At 38.9% G+C, this 15571-nt stretch carries 15 protein-coding genes; 6 read left to right on the top strand and 9 right to left on the bottom strand.

Features of this window, described 5'->3' with window-relative positions; all coding sequences use genetic code 11:
- Positions 1–156 precede the first annotated feature (156 nt).
- From NPX98_RS02750 to pssA, 3 genes are all read left to right on the top strand, one after another.
- Positions 157–2040 carry an ABCB family ABC transporter ATP-binding protein/permease gene (locus NPX98_RS02750; RefSeq protein ID WP_269022514.1) on the top strand — a complete coding sequence of 628 codons (1884 nt, stop codon included), beginning with the start codon at positions 157–159 and terminating at the stop codon, positions 2038–2040.
- Between the two features lie 119 nt (positions 2041–2159).
- Positions 2160–2858 (top strand): phosphatidylserine decarboxylase, encoded by a 699-nt coding sequence (locus NPX98_RS02745; RefSeq protein ID WP_269022513.1) that lies wholly within the window; start codon positions 2160–2162, stop codon positions 2856–2858.
- 8 nt (positions 2859–2866) lie between these two features.
- Positions 2867–3694 carry a CDP-diacylglycerol--serine O-phosphatidyltransferase gene (pssA, locus tag NPX98_RS02740; RefSeq protein ID WP_269022512.1) on the top strand — a complete coding sequence of 276 codons (828 nt, stop codon included), beginning with the start codon at positions 2867–2869 and terminating at the stop codon, positions 3692–3694.
- Between the two features lie 106 nt (positions 3695–3800).
- On the opposite strand, the gene NPX98_RS02735 is transcribed toward pssA, so the two are convergent.
- The 9 genes from NPX98_RS02735 to rpsF all read right to left on the bottom strand — a co-directional run bounded on the left by NPX98_RS02735 (position 3801) and on the right by rpsF (position 12836).
- Positions 3801–4550, bottom strand: a complete 750-nt coding sequence (locus NPX98_RS02735; protein WP_269022511.1) for an SDR family NAD(P)-dependent oxidoreductase — start codon at positions 4548–4550, stop codon at positions 3801–3803.
- Between the two features lie 2 nt (positions 4551–4552).
- Entirely contained in the window at positions 4553–6043 is a 1491-nt protein-coding gene (gene purF / locus NPX98_RS02730; RefSeq protein ID WP_269022509.1) for an amidophosphoribosyltransferase, read from the bottom strand.
- Positions 6044–6184: 141 nt separating this feature from the next.
- Positions 6185–6700 (bottom strand): CvpA family protein, encoded by a 516-nt coding sequence (locus tag NPX98_RS02725; RefSeq protein ID WP_269022508.1) that lies wholly within the window; start codon positions 6698–6700, stop codon positions 6185–6187.
- Positions 6701–6825: 125 nt separating this feature from the next.
- Entirely contained in the window at positions 6826–8220 is a 1395-nt protein-coding gene (radA, locus tag NPX98_RS02720; RefSeq protein WP_269022506.1) for a DNA repair protein RadA, read from the bottom strand.
- A 6-nt stretch (positions 8221–8226) separates the two neighbouring features.
- Entirely contained in the window at positions 8227–9732 is a 1506-nt protein-coding gene (locus tag NPX98_RS02715; protein ID WP_269022706.1) for a replicative DNA helicase, read from the bottom strand.
- A 701-nt stretch (positions 9733–10433) separates the two neighbouring features.
- Positions 10434–11006, bottom strand: coding sequence for a 50S ribosomal protein L9 (rplI, locus tag NPX98_RS02710; RefSeq protein WP_269022505.1), 573 nt, complete (start codon positions 11004–11006; stop codon positions 10434–10436).
- Between the two features lie 24 nt (positions 11007–11030).
- Complete coding sequence (locus NPX98_RS02705) at positions 11031–12011, bottom strand: hypothetical protein (RefSeq protein ID WP_269022504.1); 981 nt, start codon at positions 12009–12011, stop codon at positions 11031–11033.
- A gap of 169 nt (positions 12012–12180) precedes the next feature.
- Positions 12181–12429: a 30S ribosomal protein S18 gene (rpsR, locus tag NPX98_RS02700; RefSeq protein ID WP_269022705.1), complete on the bottom strand. Its 249-nt coding sequence runs from the start codon at positions 12427–12429 to the stop codon at positions 12181–12183.
- Positions 12429–12836, bottom strand: a complete 408-nt coding sequence (gene rpsF / locus NPX98_RS02695) for a 30S ribosomal protein S6 (protein WP_269022502.1) — start codon at positions 12834–12836, stop codon at positions 12429–12431. Before rpsF ends, rpsR begins: the two co-directional genes overlap by 1 nt.
- 359 nt (positions 12837–13195) lie before the next feature.
- Between rpsF and NPX98_RS02690 the strand changes: the two genes are divergently transcribed.
- From NPX98_RS02690 to fabG, 3 genes are all read left to right on the top strand, one after another.
- The gene (locus NPX98_RS02690) at positions 13196–13783 is read left to right on the top strand and encodes an undecaprenyl-diphosphatase (protein WP_269022501.1); all 588 of its coding nucleotides are present in this window, start codon (positions 13196–13198) and stop codon (positions 13781–13783) included.
- A 71-nt stretch (positions 13784–13854) separates the two neighbouring features.
- The gene (fabD, locus tag NPX98_RS02685; RefSeq protein ID WP_269022500.1) at positions 13855–14799 is read left to right on the top strand and encodes an ACP S-malonyltransferase; all 945 of its coding nucleotides are present in this window, start codon (positions 13855–13857) and stop codon (positions 14797–14799) included.
- Positions 14800–14818: 19 nt separating this feature from the next.
- A complete protein-coding gene (gene fabG, locus NPX98_RS02680) occupies positions 14819–15556 on the top strand; it encodes a 3-oxoacyl-[acyl-carrier-protein] reductase (protein ID WP_269022499.1) in 738 nt (245 codons plus the stop codon).
- Positions 15557–15571 lie beyond the last annotated feature (15 nt).

Genomic DNA, 15571 nt, shown 5'->3' with positions numbered 1-15571 from the left:
TATTGCGTGTTATTTCTTTTCCTTTTTCAAAGACAGATTAACCTTAAAATACTCTAGTGTGCAATATAGTTCACTGGAAATGAAAAGAAAATATGATATGACCTATAGAAGAATGATCCTCATGCTTATTAAAGATGATAAAGAAGTAAAAGTTTTATGAAACAGAATGAAACGGTAAAAACCGCGTCGTCAGATGCTGGTCGAATGCTACGCACACTTTATAATTTATGGCCTTATATGTGGCCATCAGACAGGCCCGATTTGAAAAAGCGTGTCATGTGGGCAATATTTTGTCTTGTTTTAGCAAAACTGGTTCTCATATCTGTGCCTTATTTCTTTAAATATGCTACGAATGCTCTTGATACGAGCTCTAAGTTACCTGAAGGGTTTTCACCAACTTGGATAATTCCTATTATGCTCGTTTTAGCATATAATGTTGTGCGTATTGTTCAGTCTGGGTTAAATCAGTTTCGTGATTTTCTTTTTGGAGCCGTTGGTCAGCATGCTGTTCGTCAGTTAGCATATAAAACTTTTGTGCATATTCACGGATTATCTTTGCGTTTTCATTTGGAGCGGAAAACTGGAGGGATTTCCCGTGTCATTGAGCGTGGTATAAAGGGAATTGAAGCGATTGTTCGGTTTTCAATCCTGAATACAGTGCCAACTATTTTAGAATTTGTTTTAACAGCATTTGTATTTTATATAAATTATGGGTGGCGTTATTTTCTTATAGTTGTGATAACGGTTGGTTTGTATACCGTGTTTACGATCAAGACAAGCAATTGGCGTATGCGTGTTCAACATGTAATGAATACGGCAGATACTGAAGCAAATACACGTGCTGTTGATTCTCTTTTAAATTATGAAACAGTTAAGTATTTCGGAAATGAATCTCTAGAAGCTTATCGATTTGATTCTTCTATGGCAGGCTATGAAAAAGCTGCTACGAAAATGTGGACATCATTAAGCTGGTTGAATTTTGGTCAAGCTCTCATTTTTGGCAGTGGGATGACTATTCTTATGTTGATGTCAGCTTATGAGGTTTTCAATCAGACACAAACGGTAGGTGATTTTGTCTTTATTAATGCACTTTTAATGCAGCTTTCAATTCCGTTAAATTTTATTGGCTCGATTTATCGTGAAGTGCGACAGGGTTTAACGAATATTGAAGCGATGTTTGATCTTTTGGATGTTCGGCAGGAAGTTATTGATAAATTAGATGCTAAGCCGTTAGTTGTAAGCGATGGTACTATCCGGTTTAATCAGGTAAAATTCTCATATGATGCGGTTCGTCCGATTCTTAAAGATATTGATTTTGAAGTGCCTGGAGGGAAAACAGTTGCGATTGTTGGGCCATCGGGAGCTGGCAAATCGACGATTTCTCGATTGCTTTTTCGATTTTATGATGTTGAGGAGGGCTCAATAACGATTGATGGACAAGATATCCGTAATGTAACTCAGAAAAGTTTGCGTGAAGCAATCGGCATGGTGCCACAAGACACAGTTTTATTTAATGATACGATTGCGTACAATATTGGTTATGGGCGTCCGGATGCTATATCTCAAGAAATTCACGAAGCCGCTGAAATGGCTCAGATATTAAAATTTATTGAGATGCTTCCAGAAGGTTTTCAATCTATAGTCGGAGAGCGTGGGCTTAAGCTATCAGGTGGTGAAAAACAACGCGTTGCTATTGCACGGACACTTTTAAAAGCGCCTCCACTTCTTATTTTGGATGAAGCAACAGCAGCTCTTGATACTGCAACAGAACAAGAAATTCAGCAGGCGTTAGATATTGTAAGTCGTGGGCGTACAACTTTAATTATTGCTCATCGTCTTTCTACGGTTATTGGCGCTGATGAAATCTTAGTGCTCAAAAATGGCCGTATTATTGAGAAAGGGACTCATGCTGATCTTTTATCCAAGAAAGGTTTATATGCCTCGATGTGGAATAAGCAGCTTGAAGCTTCGCAGGCTGAAGAGAAATTACGTAAAATGTGTGAAGAAGATGAGCTAGGTATTGTTAATCGTAAGAAATAAGTTACGGAAAATAAGATCACGCTTTATATCTTTATATAAAGTGATTAATTAGATACATTAGAAGGAAAGGAACAAAAAGATTTATTAACTGTTACATCATATTACGAATAGGAAATTATATGAGTTTTGTGCAATCTGTCCATAATGGCTTTGTCCCAATCCATAAAGAAGGCTACCCTTTTATTATGGCATTTTTTGTTATTTCACTTGTTCTTGGTTTTATATGGAACCCATTGTTTTGGTGCGGTCTTGTTTTAACAGTGTGGTGTATATATTTTTTCCGTGATCCAGAACGTGTGACGCCTATGCATGCTGATTTAATTGTGTCTCCTGCCGATGGACGTATTTCGTTTGTTGAACCATGTATTCCGCCTGAAGAATTGGGGTTGGGTAACAAAGAAATGGTACGTATTTCTGTGTTTATGGATATTTTTTCATGTCATATCAATCGTATTCCTGTGAGCGGTACGGTAGAATCTATTATTTATCGTGCAGGTAAGTTTTCTAATGCTGAATTTGATAAGGCCAGTCAATTTAACGAGCGCAATGGAATGGTGATTGATAGCAAACATGGCAAAATTGGTGTAGTACAGATAGCAGGATTGATGGCTCGTCGGATTGTCTGTTGGTCAAAAGAAAATGATTCGGTTACCACTGGTCAACGCTTTGGATTAATTCGTTTTGGCTCTCGACTTGATATTTATATGCCGACGGAAATAAAGTTGCGTGTTGCAGTTGGTCAGGTAGCAGTCGCTGGAGAAACAGTTTTAGGCTCTTTTAATGCTGCTTCAGCTATAACTGATTTTAGACTTGATTAGGATAAGTCATGAGAAATTCTTTGCAGTTTTCTTCTTTTGATCCTGAAGGACATAGTGATGATGTTGCGCATCGTAGGCGTTCATTGATACCAATGCGGTACGTTATTCCGAATATTATCACTATTTTGGCGATTTGTGTTGGAATGAGCGGTATTCGTTTGGCATTTGAGAATCGCTATGAATTGGCTATTTTTATGGTGCTTTTGGCAGCAGTTTTAGATGGGGCTGATGGTCGTATTGCTCGTTTGATTGATGGGACTTCATCTTTTGGAGCGCAGATGGATTCGCTTGCTGATGTTATTAATTTTGGTGTCGCTCCTGCTCTTGTTGTTTATTCCTTTCTACTGACAGAGGTTCATCAAGTAGGTTGGATCGCCGCACTTGTTTATTGTGTCGCTTGTTGTTTACGATTGGCGCGTTTTAATGTGATGTTAGATAATGTTGATATACCAAGCTGGCAGCGGAATTATTTTGTTGGTGTTCCTGCGCCAGCAGGTGCATTATTACTTTTATTGCCTGTTTATTTAGGTGCTCTTGGTTTGAAACCCTGTTGGGGCTGGGCTTTGCTTTTTAGCTTTTACACTGTGCTTGTTGCTTTTCTTTTAGTTAGCCGCTTGCCTGTGTGGAATGCAAAAACAATTGGTCGAGAATTGAGGCGTGATCTTGTTATACCGTATATGCTTGTTATGGTTATTTATGTTGGTTTTTTAGCAACTTATACATGGTATACTTTATTAGTAACAGCTGTCGGTTATATGATTTTTTTACCCTATAGTGCTATAGCTTATAGTAAACGGGCTGCTTTAGAGGCAGAAAAGATAAATGTAACTGACTAAGAAGCCTAGGCTCTATATCCATCTTTTAGATGGTTCGCCTTTGCAGTGAGATGCATATATAAACATAGAGAACTTTAATTTTATTTGGTGATGTCTATAATTATGATTAATCGGGTATATGATAATTCATGAACCGATTTTTTTTGACATCAAAAAGCTTTCCTGTCTCTTTTAAGTTGGGTGATGATAGATGTACTATTTTTTTAGCAATTTGTTGTGGTAAAGGTAAGGTCTGAGGGTCTTCATAAGGCAGGGCTTGCGCGCGCATTGCGGTACGTGTTGCACCGGGGTTAACACAGTTAACTTTAATATGTGTTTGCTTGAGTTCTTCTGCCCAACAGCGAGCAAGAATTTCCAAAGCTGCTTTAGAAGCGGCATAAGGTCCCCAGAAAGCGCGCGCAGAGTGAGCAACGCTTGATGATAGCAAAATAGCTCGTCCGGCATTAGATTTGCGCAATAAGGGTTCAACTGTTTTCATTAAGCGCCATTGGCTAATGAGATTCACTTGAAAAACTTCTTGAAATGTCTCATTTTCAATATGAGCTATTGGTGAGATTGTTCCAAGAATTCCGGCATTTGCGACTATAATATCAAGTTTTTTCCAGTGTTCGGCGATTGAAATACCGAGAGCATCAATGTTTTCCAGATGATATAGGTCAAGTGGCATGAGCGTTGCTGAAGCACCTTTTTCTCGGATTTTATTATCAAGTGCAGTTAACCCACTAATTGTTCGTGCAACGGCGATAATATGAGCACCGCGTGCTGCAAGCTCTAACGCTAAATGATAACCAATTCCTCTAGAAGCGCCCGTGACTAACGCAACACGTCCAGAAAGATCAAAATCCAATTGTTTCATTCTTAATCTCTGGTTTTAAGGACAGATAATTTATGAACCTTAGGGGTCATTTCTTGATCGGTAAGATGTGTAGGATAATCGCCTGTGAAATAATGATCAGTAAATTGTGGGGCAGAATTGTTTCGCTTTTCTCCTATGATAGCAAGATATAAGCCATCCGTTGAAAGAAACTCTAATGAATCCGCTCCAATAAAATTGCACATAGATTTTAAGTTTGGATATTTATTCGCTAAGAGATTTTCAATTTGAGGTGTATCAATGCCATAGAAGTCAGGATAGAAAATCATTGGGCTAGAAATACGCATATGGACTTCTTTGGCTCCTGCATCGCGAAGCATTTGTACAATTTTGACGGATGTCGTTCCACGTACAATGGAGTCGTCTACCAAAATAACGCGTTTTCCTTCGATAATAGGTCGGTTTGCAGAATGCTTTAATTTAACACCAAATGCACGAATTTGTTGGGTTGGTTCGATAAAGGTGCGACCAACATAATGATTACGAATAATGCCAAGCTCAAAAGGAATTCCAATTTCTTGCGCATAACCAATTGCAGAAGGTGTGCCTCCATCAGGAACAGGAACCACAACATCACCATTACATGGTGCTTCCTGCGCTAAATGGATACCCATATTTTTACGAACCGTATAAACGCTTCGCCCCCCAACGATTGAATCAGGACGAGCAAAATAAACATATTCAAAAAGGCAAAGCCTTTCTGGCTTTTCTATTTCTGGTGTGATAGTTTTTGTAGTGATTTCACCATTTTTTTGTATTTCACATATGATGATTTCACCGTTTTTGACATCGCGGATATATTTTGCTCCAATGATATCAAGCGCGCAGGTCTCTGAACAAAAGATTGGTTTTCCATCAAGTTCACCCATCACGAGTGGCCGAATACCTACTGGATCACGTGCAGCAATGAGTTTTGTGCGTGTTAACGCAAGCATAGCATATCCACCTTCCACTTGTCGAATAGCGTCAACAAATCGATCAGAAGAGGATTCATGCCGGGAGCGAGCAATGAGGTGAAGAAAGACTTCTGAGTCCGATGTGGATTGGCAGATAGCACCGGAGGCAATTAAGTCACGGCGTAAGGTCAAACCATTCGTTAGGTTTCCATTATGCGCAATAGCAATACCTCCGGCTTTTAATTCAGCAAAAAGAGGCTGTACATTGCGTAATGCTACTTCTCCAGTTGTTGAATAGCGGGTGTGTCCAATAGCTCGATCTCCCGGTAAACGGGCAAGTGTTGTAGGATTTGTATAGTGGTCTCCGACAAGACCCAGATGTTTTTCTTGATGAAACATTTTGTTGTGATAAGAAACAATTCCAGCAGCTTCTTGCCCACGATGTTGGAGCGCATGTAATCCGAGAGCTGTTAATGTTGCAGCATCTTCGTGTCCAAGGATAGCAAACACCCCACATTCTTCATGCAGGGTATCTTCATCAAATGAGAATTTCGGGCAGGGGATATCGATTTTTGTCATTATGTTCTTTCAGAGATGACACGAGAAACCATTAATCTTATACAGCACATGTTTTTGAAATTTTTTCTTAATAAAAAATTGTTCTTCATTCTGTATAAGTATGTTTTCATTGCTATTCTTACTATTCGCGGTTACGTCATTTTAAAGAAATTTTTCTGCTTTTTCGAGGGCTTGATCGAGGTCTTTTGGCAATATTTCCCAAACTTTTTGACCCAGTGAATCTAACATGGGTTTTGTTTTTGCATTTTTTAGCCAGTCGGATTGTTTTTCAGGTTCGACAAGTGCGTTAACGAGCAAAATGCTGATAGCCATGATTAATACGCCGCGAAGTGCTCCAAAAATAAAACCGATTGTACGATCCACCATGCCGATTCGGCTATCAATGATAAGATCGGCGATTTTCATGGCAATGATAGAAGTTATGATAAGAAAAATGATGAAAATTATAATCAATGTGGCAATCAATGCAATCATTTTGTTGGAGATATATTGTTCAATGAATGGCAAGACATGTTTAAATAAAAACAGGGTAGCGACAGCTGCAATGCCCCAAGAAATCAACGATAGCACTTCGCGTGAAAAACCTCGAATCATAGCTAGAAAAGAGGAGAACAGGACGATTGCTATGACAATGCCATCAAGGATCGTTATGCTCATTTGTTGATTCCTTCTTATGTATAAAGTTGTATTCTGCTTTAATCAGTGTAGAATTGTTCGCGTTATGTCAGTTTCTATTTTTATATCAAAGCTCTTGTTCATTTTATAGCGTTCTTATTGCCTTATTATGCGTTTGGTAAAGGTTGTTTTCGACTCGAAGCAATAGCCGCAACCAATTCAGGAAGATCGGAGAATGTTTTTTGTTGAAATGTTTGAGATTTTATCATTTCGGTTGTTGCTGCGGGTTGAATAGCTCCTTGAAAACCAAGCTTTTCTGCCTCTTTGATGCGTTGTCCTGAATGGGTGACAGCGCGGATTGTTCCTGAAAGGCTGATTTCACCAAAATACACATACTGCGTTGGAAGTGGAATGTTTGCAAGAGAGGATACCAAAGCTGCCGCAACTGCTAAATCAGCCGCGGGTTCTGATATTCGGTAACCGCCTGCAACATTAAGGTAGACATCATGTTGTCCAAAACGAACGCCGCAGTGAGCTTCTAAGACGGCTAGAATCATTGAAAGGCGATTTCCATCCCATCCTACAACGGCACGTCGTGGTGTTCCAAGTGAAGAGGGGGCAACAAGTGCTTGAATTTCTACTAATATAGGACGTGTCCCTTCCATTCCTGCAAATACAGCAGTTCCCGGGGCTTTTTCATTACGTTCACCTAAAAAGAGTTCAGATGGGTTCGCAACCTCTCGTAATCCTTTATCAGACATTTCAAAAACGCCAATTTCATCGGTCGGTCCGAAGCGATTTTTCACAGTTCTTAGGATCCGATAATGATGACCGCCTTCGCCTTCAAAATAAAGAACGCCATCAACCATATGTTCAACAACGCGAGGGCCTGCTATTTGTCCATCTTTTGTAACGTGACCGACAAGAACAACGGCTGCACCTGTTTTTTTTGCAAAGCGAATTATTGCTTGAGCACCAATGCGCACTTGCGTCACAGTTCCAGGCGCTGAATCAGCTGCATTTGACCATAGGGTTTGAATTGAATCAATAATGACCATATCAAGTTTTTTATGTTCATTTAATGTTGCAAGAATATCTTCAACATTGGTTTCAGCAGCGAGCTTAACTTCTGTATTCGTTGCACCAAGTCTTTGTGCACGTAAGCGGATTTGTGCAATCGCTTCTTCACCTGAAACATAGATAACACGATGTCCTTTTCGCGATAAGGCGGCTGCTGTTTGTGTAAGGAGTGTTGATTTCCCAATTCCCGGATCGCCACCAACAAGTAGTGCAGATCCACGAACAAAGCCACCGCCAGTAACACGATCAAGTTCAGAAATGCCAGAATAAATGCGCGGGGCATCTTCACTATTTCCAGAAAGAGAAGTCAATGGAATCACACGCCCCTTACGTGTGCTTTGCATCGGGCCGCTGCCGATACCGCTATTTGTACCTTCTTCGATCAGAGAGTTCCATTCTCCGCATGAATTACATTTACCCGCCCAACGTGAATGGGTTGTACTACAACTTTGGCAGATAAATTGAATACGATTGCGTGCCATAGTCGTTTAACCAAATTGCTCTGGAAGATAATCATTTTCTGCCAGATCACTAAAACGTGTAAATTCTGATTGAAAGCAAAGACGAACTGTTCCTGTTGGTCCATGGCGTTGTTTGGCGATAATAATATCAGCCTTCCCAAAAACTTCATCCATTGTGGCTTGCCATTTGAGATGTTCAGCGCTTCCTATTTTGGGTTCTTCGTTTTTGAGGTAATATTCTTCACGATATACAAAAAGAACGACGTCAGCATCCTGCTCAATTGAACCTGATTCGCGTAAGTCTGATAGCTGTGGACGTTTATCTGTTCGGCTTTCAACTTGACGCGAAAGCTGTGAAAGAGCAATAATGGGAACATTCAGCTCTTTCGCTAAAGCTTTTAGTCCCGTAGTAATTTCGGTGATTTCTTGAACACGATTTTCAGATGAACGCTTTGAATTGCTTGTCATTAATTGTATATAATCAATAATCAAGACATCCAAACCATGTTGCCGTTTTAAACGGCGTGCGCGTGCAGCTAATTGAGTAATTGATATACCACCCGTTTGGTCGATATAAAGTGGCGCTTCCTGTAGCTGTTTCATTGAGCGCAATAATTTTGCAAATTGCTCTTCTGAAATATTCCCACGTCGAATTTCAGAAGAAGAGACCTCTGTTTGTTCAGAAATAATACGTGTTGCAAGCTGCTCTGACGACATTTCAAGAGAGAAGAATCCAACAATGCCTCCTTCATTTTCTTGCGACGAATCTTCTGTTTTGGCAATACGCCTATAAGCATTAGCAATATTAAAAGCGATATTGGTAGCCAGTGAGGTTTTTCCCATACCAGGGCGCCCAGCAAGGATAATCAAGTCAGATGGTTGTAAACCTCCCATTTTTTCATCAAGCGTTTTAATGTGTGTTGCTATACCTGATAATCGTGAAGATCGTTTTTTGGCCGCTCCTGCCATATCGATGGCTTTTTTAACAGCTTCCTCAAAACTTTCAAAACCGCCGCCATATTTTCCCTTTTCTGCCAATCCAAACAAATTACGTTCGATCGTTTCAATTTGTTGAGCTGGTGTTAGTTCAATAGGGGCATCAAAGGCTGTATTAACAACTTGAGTTCCAAGATCAATCAAGGATCGTCGAATAAAAAGATCATAGATCACTCGGCCATAATCTTCAGAATTAATGACAGTAACCGCTTCTTTAGCTAAACGAACAACATAATGAAATACAGTGATATCTCCGATTATTTTTTCGTCAGCTGGAATAAAGGGCTTGATGGTAACGGGATTTGCAAGTTTTCCTTTTTTGATAGTTTGTGATACAACATCGAAGATTTGTTGATGTAATGTTTCAAAAAAGTGTTCTGGTTTTAAAAAATCTGAAACGCGATCAAGTGCATCGTTATTAATAAAAATAGCACCAAGCAATGCTTGTTCAGCTTCAATATTATACGGTAGTTGTCGAAAAGAAGAAGTTTCTTCTTTTTGAGAAAGATTAAAATTAAGGATGTCCGTTTTTTCCATAACAGTCTTTTTCATTGAAATTTTGCGTTTTGGTATCTTGGACAACGAATTGAGTGCTGTACATTAAAAGGATAGTATAACAAATTTCTTCTCTATTTTATAAATCACAATTGTAATTTTTAAAGGTACATACTTCTGATTACTCATTCATCATTTATGTATCACATTTCTTTATATTTTATGATTTAATAAATTTAAAATGTTCAAACAAATTATTTAGAAAGAAATGATATCTTGTACATGCATTATGTGAATTTGAGCAATAGTGGTTTCTATATCAGAAAAAAGTAATTTTAAGATATCGTAAGATGGGATTTTTTCATACAGAAAACACCATGTTAGAAAGAATTTTATTGTTTCAAATGTTCTAAAAATCGTAATGCATACCCTTTAAGTACTTCGATATAATGTAGTTTCAAATCTCATTCGTAGTTATGATAAAGCTATTTTTCTTCATGATTTGGACATTTTAGAAGATAATGAACATGAAAATTTTCACTTGGCATTGAGATTTGCTCAATTTGAGGGTGGAATATGAAACGGTTTTTTGTTCCAATTTTGATGATATAAAACATCTTCTAAATAGAAACATATTTTTATAAAAATACTCAATTTTTAAACTGAGTATTTTTATGAGATGCTAACATTTTAAAAGGTGAATGAATAAGAACCACAATTTAAATCAATTGGATAAACGTTAATTAAACCTCATCATCGACACTGTTTTCATCATTGTTATCAATATTTTCTGCCAATGGTTCTTCCTGAATACCATATATTGCTTCAATAGATGTGAGGTTTTCACCTTCCGCTTGCCGTTGCGCTTCATTGGCCGAACGTGCAATGTTAATTGTCACAGAAACTTGCACTTCAGGGTGTAGGCTAATATTGATGGTATGAATGCCGATGGTCTTTATTGGATGATTAAGTTCAACTTGATTTCGTTCAATAGAATAGCCATCGATTGTTATAGTTTCTGCAATATCACGTGTTGATACGGAACCATAAAGCTGCCCTGTTTCACCAGCTGAACGGATGATAATAAATGATTTACTATCAAGTTTTTCAGCAATTTTTTGAGCTTCATTCTTACGATCAAGATTACGAGCTTCGAGTTGTGCACGTTGTGTTTCAAAATGTTTTTTATTAGCTTCATTTGCACGTAAAGCTTTACCTTGAGGTAATAGAAAGTTACGTGCGTGGCCATCTTTAACAGAGACAATATCACCTATTTGACCGAGACGAGCGACGCGTTCAAGTAAAATAATATCCATAGTTTTTCCTTTCGAATAAATAATTTAACGAAGTTCATCGCGTGATTGTTTACTATATTGAATAGTTGCCCAAATCCCCATCAGAAGCATCATAAAAGAAATAGGTGGAGCAAAAACAACAGTTAAAAGAGCGATATAAACAAGGGATAATATAATTATCCTGCCGCTTACTCCTTTTGTCATATTATGGAGATACGCTAGACCGCTTATTGATAGGATGACAGTATATGCAGTCGTAAAAACACGTGCGCCCAAATTAAAAATAGAACCAAATTCAATCATTGATGCACAGCAGGCGATAATAAAAATAATAAGTCCAGAAAACGGAAGACGGAATGTTTTCTTCCAATCATCATGAGGTCTGTTCAACCACTTCATATACCGAGCTGTTATCATTGAAAAATAAATATTACTTATAAGAAAAATCAAACTGTAAACAGTTAGTGCAATAGCCGTTAAGGTTGCTGCGTGTGTCATTAAAAGTTCACTAAATGCAAGAATATCTGTTTCTCTTATAGATTGTGATTGTCGTATTGTTTGTGCTATATTTTCGGTGATTTCTTTAGCAATTATAGGCGTAGCCGGGTCAGTTTGGATATAGGCTCCAATGATGGTTGACATGAAGGCAATAAGATTGGTTAACAGAAAAATAACGGATGATAATGGGTACCACATCAATGATTTTTTTTCTGGCACTGGTTGCGCAAGTCCAAGGAGCCAAGAAGCGTAGAGAGCAGGAAGAAAAAACAGCAACATAAAGCCAAGACCGATATAGATATTATGAACTATACCAAGAACAACGGTCGCGCTTATTAAGGCAACAAAACTAGATAATGTTCCCCAACCAAATGCAGCGATAAAAATTGGAAGTGAAATGAAGCAACCCAGAAAAAAAGAAAGGTAAGGCGCAATATGCGCTATGCTAGTGATTGCCATTCCTATAACGACAGCACACAAACCAGCCACGATACCGGTCATTACTTTATAAAAACGAATATTTTCCATTTATCGCTGTCCTGCTCATTGCAGTTAGGAGCATTATAACGCTCCAACCTGGATTTTATATATTTTTGTGCACGTCACAAATTAATTACATACGGTAATCAATCGATATATTATCAAAACAAAAAAGTAGCCGATGAAGGTATCCCGACTACTTAGTGTATTTTAAAGCTTATTTCATAACGTACGGCAGTAAACCAAGAAAACGAGCACGTTTGATGGCATTAGCCAATTCACGCTGCTTTTTTTGGCTAACAGCTGTGATACGTGAAGGAACGATTTTACCACGTTCTGAAATGTAACGCTGTAATAACTTGACATCTTTGTAATCAATTCTTGGAGCATTTGCACCTGAAAATGGACATGTTTTGCGACGACGATGAAAAGGGCGACGTGCTAGAGTTGGATTAACCTCAGTCATCATTCTACTCCTTCTACAGTATTTTCATATTGTCGACGTGGGTAGCGAGATCTCTCTTCAGATTTGCCAAGAGAATCATCACGGTTAATGCGTGAAAGCATAGCAGATTGCTCTTTTTCATGCTTTTCTACGCGAATGGTCATGTAACGCAAAATGTCTTCGTTTATGCGCATTCTACGCTCAACCTCAGCAATTGCTGCGGCGGGTGCATCAATATTAACTAGCACATAATAGGCTTTGCGGTTTTTGCGGATACGATAAGCAAGGGGACGAAGACCCCAATTTTCAACACGCCCAACTTTTCCACCGTGCGCTTCAATGACACCTTTATACGTTTCTAAAAGCTCATCAATTTGCTGTGGTGCGATATCTTGCCGGGCAAGAAACATGTGTTCATAAAGAGCCATTGTTTTGCCTTTCTTCTCATTAAAACTTAACCAATTTTGGCGCAAAGCCTCTGCGACTTGTCTTTTTGGTAAACCCAAAGAAGAAAGGGCGCGTTTTTATTCGAGACATTCGAGAGCGGAGATACGGGAGGTCGGAATTATTATATCTCCTACTGGTTATTTTCCAGCCCTCCGTTCAACCCCCAGCCAAAATTCAGGTAATGAACAATTGATGTTTACAGCTTCTCTCAAAAAATAGCAAGTTGATGATGACAAAAAATATGACTTTAAGATATGATTAGTGAATCTTGTCATAATTTTTTATATTCTGCCGCTTATGTAAGGCAGCAGAGTGATGTTGTAGGGATAATAGAATAAGAATGGATTTTTTAACCCAGATTGATAGAGTGCTTTTTGAAATGATTGCCGATAATCATCAGTTATGGTCGGTTTTTGTTTGGTTTGGTATCTTTTGTGCAAAGTTTTTGATTTATATTATTCCTGTGCATCTTTGTGTGTTATGGTTTTGCGGGGGGGGTATGAATCGGCGTGTTGTGTTAAGTATTTGTGTTAGTTCTTGTATCGCTTTGTTTTTAGGTTATCTTATTTCTCGTATTTATTTTCGCCCACGCCCGTTTATTGCATATCTGACATCGCCGTTGATCATGCATAAAGCAACAGCTTCTTTTCCTAGTAATCACGCATTGGTTATTGCATCTTATACATTTGGTTTTTATTTTTATCGGTACAAAAATGCTTTTAGGTTTGCGTTGGTATTGTTATTTTTGATCTGTTGGGGACGTGTTTTGACCCGTGTTCACTATCCTTTCGATGTTTTTGCTGGTATCGTTTTAGGAAGTTTTATAAGTTGGGGTATTATCCGATTTATTGCACCGTATTTCCCTGTTTTTTTATACCAAATACCTCCCTTAAAATATAATTTTAAGGCAGATATTCGTTCCAAATAAGTTGCTTTTTTTGAATTTGAGCTTATGAGTGAGATGAAAAATAGGTCACTGCGCAGTTTAGGAGTCAACAGATGGTAGCAGCATTCACTTTTCCAGGGCAGGGGAGCCAAGTTGTTGGTATGGGCAAAATGCTTGCAGAACAATTTGTTGCGGCACGTATGGTCTTTGAGGAAGTTGATGATGCTTTAGGTGAAAAATTATCACATATTATGTTTGAAGGGCCAGCAGATGTTTTAACATTAACAGCAAATGCACAACCGGCATTAATGGCCGTATCCATAGCGGTTATTCGTGTAATGGAGGAATTGGGGCTTGATGTCAAAACAAGCGTAAAATTCGTTGCAGGCCATTCGTTAGGGGAATATTCAGCACTTTGTGCTGCTGGTACATTCAGTCTAGCTGATGCTGCGAGGCTTTTACGAATTCGTGGCAATGCTATGCAGGAGGCTGTTGCTGTTGGTGAAGGTTTGATGGCAGCGCTTATTGGTTTAGATGAGCAAGTTGTTGAAGAAATTTGTAAACTTGTTTCAGAAAAAGGCGTGTGTCAGATCGCTAATGATAATGGCGGTGGACAAATTGTCATTTCAGGTGCAAAAGAGGCCGTTGAGGAAGCAGTAAAAGTTGCATCAACAAAAGGCGCTAAACGTGCGCTTATTCTTCCGGTTTCTGCACCTTTCCATTCGGTTTTAATGCAGCATGCTGCTGATGTCATGAAGGATGCGCTTTTATCCGTTAACAAAATAGCACCTGTGGTTCCACTTATTGCAAATGTTTCTGTTGCTCCAGAAAGTGATCCGGAACGTATATTGATGCTTCTTGTTCATCAAGTAACGGGGCGAGTGCGGTGGCGTGAAACAATTGAGTGGATTGGAAAGAATGGAATTGATACGCTGTTTGAAGTTGGTTGTGGAAAGGTTCTTACAGGTTTAGCTCGTCGTATTAATAAGAATATCGATGGGTTAACGATTGGTTCGGCTGAGGAAATTGAAAGAGCTCTAAGGGTGCTTGGTGTTTAATTTTAGGGAGTCAATAAAAATGTTTAATTTGACAGGTCGTAAAGCTCTTGTGACGGGAACGTCTGGAGACATTGGTGAGGCAATCGCCCGTTCTTTACATGCGCAAGGAGCAATAGTTGGGCTTCATGGGACACGTGAAGAAAAGCTCAAAAAAGTTGCTGCCGATCTCGGTCACAATGTTTTTATCTTCCCTGCTAATTTATCTGAGCGTGAAGCTATTAAGCAATTGGCTGCAACGGCAGAAAAGGAGATGGGTGGTGTTGATATTCTTGTCAACAATGCCGGCATCACGCGAGATGGCCTTTTGGTTCGTATGCAGGATCAAGATTGGGATAATGTATTAGCTGTCAATTTGACAGCTGCTTTTATTCTGACGCGCGAATTAACACATGCTATGATGCGGCGTCGCTACGGGCGTATTATTAACGTAGCATCGGTTGTTGGAGTCGTTGGTAATCCTGGGCAGACGAATTATTGTGCTGCAAAGGCTGGTTTAATAGGTTTTTCTAAATCTTTGGCGCAAGAAATCGCCTTACGAAATGTTACGGTTAACTGTATTGCTCCGGGGTTTATTAAATCTGCAATGACTGATAAACTCAATGAAAAGCAAAAAGAAGCAATCATGACTGCAATTCCAATGAAGCGTATGGGAATTGGTCAGGAAGTCGCTGCTGCAGCCGTTTATTTAGCAAGTGATGAGGCTGCGTATGTTACTGGTCAGACGATGCATATTAATGGCGGTATGGTAATGATTTGAATATTTACTTTATTC

The organism is Bartonella sp. A05 (genome assembly GCF_026930145.1).
Lineage (GTDB): Bacteria > Pseudomonadota > Alphaproteobacteria > Rhizobiales > Rhizobiaceae > Bartonella.
The sequence above is the reverse complement of the archived record's forward strand: the minus strand, read 5'-3'. Positions and strand labels throughout refer to the sequence as shown.